Origin of the sequence: Ruminococcus sp. (assembly GCF_019417665.1) — a bacterium.
Classification (GTDB): domain Bacteria; phylum Bacillota; class Clostridia; order Oscillospirales; family Ruminococcaceae; genus Ruminococcus_C.
The window spans coordinates 1-2,797 of the sequence record NZ_DXUU01000117.1; the positions used below are offsets into that span (position 1 = coordinate 1).

Consider the following 2,797-nt stretch of genomic DNA (forward strand, 5'->3'; position numbering starts at 1 on the left):
TCCAGCCGCCGGTGTATGATACCATTTGTGCAGCACAAATGACCTTGAAAAGCAACTACGCATTTCGCAAACTTGCTGACAGCGGTCTGAAAAAACTGGCGGAAGAATTGTGTCATGAACGGCTGCCCACTTTTTCGGATGTTACAAACGGCAGACACTTTGACGAACTGGATGCACAGGATGCAGAAACAATACGCTATGGCTGTGCGGACTCTGATTTTGCCTTGCAGCTGTATCATATTTTCAATAACTGGTTTGATCGGTTTTTGCCAAAACATCGGTACCTTGTGGAAGAAATCGAATCACCTGCAGCGGTGTACTTAGGGCTGATGAAATACAACGGCGTGCCTGTGAATGCAGATTTGATGAAAGAGCATCAGCAGGATGCAGAACAGCAAATGCAGCGTATCCGGAATGAGATCACAATGCTCATTGGCGACATTTCCATTGGAGCAAACTGCAGCACTAAAGCTTTCAAGGAGTATCTGTATCAGACTTTACAGTTGCCTGTTATGAAAGTCACTGCATCCAACAAAGAAGCAGCAGATGATGCGTCTATGATCCTGCTAAAGGAATGGTGTGATGCCAATCGTCCGGAACTTTCTCCTTTGTTCACACTGGTACAGGAATACCGGAAATGGAGCAAGATCAAGTCCACTTACATTGATGGCTACCTGAAATATCTGAATTCTGCAACGGGCAGGATCCATCCGGATTTCTTTGCTCTGTCCACGGAAACAGGAAGAATGAATTGCCGCAATCCCAATTTACAGAACTGCCCCAGAAAAAGCAACGATCCCATCGGCGTCCGTAACTTTATCCAGGCTCCGGAAAATCATCTGATCTTGTCTCTCGATTTTTCGCAAATCGAACTGCGTGTGGGAGCATTCTACTGCCGGGACAAGACGATGATGGAAACCTATCAGAACGGCGGGGATATTCATGCGGCAACCACTGCCGTCATTTTTGGCTGTACCTATGCAGAAGCACAAAACAAGCATCGACCGGAATACAAGGAACAGCGTACCATCGCCAAGAACGTGAACTTTGGCACATTTTACGGGCTATTTCCAAAGGGACTGCAGAGCACATTGAAGTTCAAGGCAGGCGTAGAGAAATCTATACCGGAATGTGAAGAGATCATTCGCAATCTGAAAGCTGGCTATCCGGCTTTGACGGTCTGGCAGAATGAAACAAAGATGACCGCAAAGCAGAAACTGTATACAGAAACCTGGCTGGGACGCAGAAGGTATCTTCCCAATATTCGCAGCGACAACTGGGGACTGCAGTCCTTTGCGGAACGATGTGCCTTGAATACCCCGATTCAGGGAACGGCTGCGGATATTCTGAAGCTGGCAATTGTCCGTATTTTAGAAGGACTGCCGTCACGCCCATGGCTGAGACCGATCCTGCAGATTCACGATGAACTGACGTTTCTCATTCCGAAAGACAGATTGCAGGAAGCAGTGGCTTTTGTGAAAGGCTATATGGAACAGCAGCCGTTTCCGGAGTTTGATCTGCCCCTTGTGGCAGAAGCATCTGCCGGAGAAAGCTTCGGCAATTTAGAGGAACTGGAGGAATGAACTTGGCAGAAACACACAACAAGGAAGGATACTTCTCGCCGACCGAATTTGAAGCAATGAAAAGAATAGAAAGCGAGGAGAAAAAGGCACGGAGACTGGCGGCATTCCGACCGCTTGTATATATCTGTTCTCCCTATCGTGGCAATACCAATGAAAACATTGAAAATGCCCGGAAATACAGTCGTTTTGCGGTAATACATCACAGTATTCCCATTGCACCGCATTTGCTCTTTCCGCAGTTTATGGATGATACTCTGGGAGAAGAGAGGCAGACGGCAATGTTCATGAATCATGTGCTTCTGACAAAATGTGTCCAGCTGTGGGTATTCGGCAGCAGCATTTCTGAGGGAATGGCACAGGAGATCCAATGGGCAAAATACAGGCATATGCCGATTCGATATTTCACAGAAGAGATGGAGGAAGTGGTATGAACATATCAGCACAGGACGTGATCAATGCGATCTTTCATCCAGATGATACCGTATGCCTGCGTATTTTTGATGATCGGAAAGAAGGCATCTTTACCGGTGCCAAAATGTCCGTGGAGGCAGGAAAATTCTTTGCAGTGGAGTCCACGCTGAAAGAACATAACCAGAAAAATCATGGCATCTTTTTTGTGGTGAACTCCGGCGGTCAGACCGATGACAGCATTACTCGCATCAATGCACAGTTTGTGGAGATGGACGATAAAACTTTCGAGGAACAGCAGACACTCATCGATGCGTTTCCGCTGCCGCCGTCTATGGTTATCAGAACAAGAAAATCCCTGCATACATACTGGTTTGTCAAAGAGGCAAAGGTGTCCCTGTTTCGTCCCATTCAAAAGGCACTGGTGCAGCATTTTGGCGGAGATCCTGCCTGTGTCAACGAAAGCCGTGTCATGCGTCTGCCGGGATTCTATCACTGCAAGAAAGAACCGGTCTTGGTAGAGTGCATCTCGTTTCATCCGGAACGAAGATACACACAGGAACAGCTGATAGAAAGACTGCCGGTTTCGCAAGAAGCAGAAGAACAACCGAAAGTGCCACTGCATGGAGAACAGAAAGGGATTGGCATTATAGAAGCAGAATGCGATTTTATCAAGTACTGCCGGGACAATGCAGCTGCACTTTCTGAACATGACTGGTATGCGATGATCTCCAATTTAAGTGTGTTTGAAGGCGGTGCAGCGGTCATACATCAATACTCCAAGCCGTATCCGAAGTATTCTTTTG

At 47.1% G+C, this 2,797-nt stretch carries 3 protein-coding genes; all 3 read left to right on the plus strand.

Features of this window, described 5'->3' with window-relative positions; all coding sequences use genetic code 11:
- The coding region (locus QZ375_RS14065; RefSeq protein ID WP_295219998.1) for a bifunctional 3'-5' exonuclease/DNA polymerase at positions 1-1,583 on the plus strand (1,583 nt) is incomplete at its 5' end.
- Positions 1,580-2,014, plus strand: coding sequence for a DUF4406 domain-containing protein (locus QZ375_RS14070; RefSeq protein WP_295220000.1), 435 nt, complete (start codon positions 1,580-1,582; stop codon positions 2,012-2,014). The genes QZ375_RS14065 and QZ375_RS14070, both read left to right, overlap by 4 nt.
- Positions 2,011-2,797 (plus strand): DNA-primase RepB domain-containing protein (locus QZ375_RS14075; RefSeq protein ID WP_295220002.1); only part of this gene is annotated, 787 nt, incomplete at its 3' end. The genes QZ375_RS14070 and QZ375_RS14075, both read left to right, overlap by 4 nt.

Excerpts from the sequence above, each read along its gene's own strand:
- QZ375_RS14070 (WP_295220000.1), top strand. The coding sequence starts at position 1,580 with ATGAACTTGGCAGAAACACACAACAAGGAAGGATACTTCTCGCCGACC.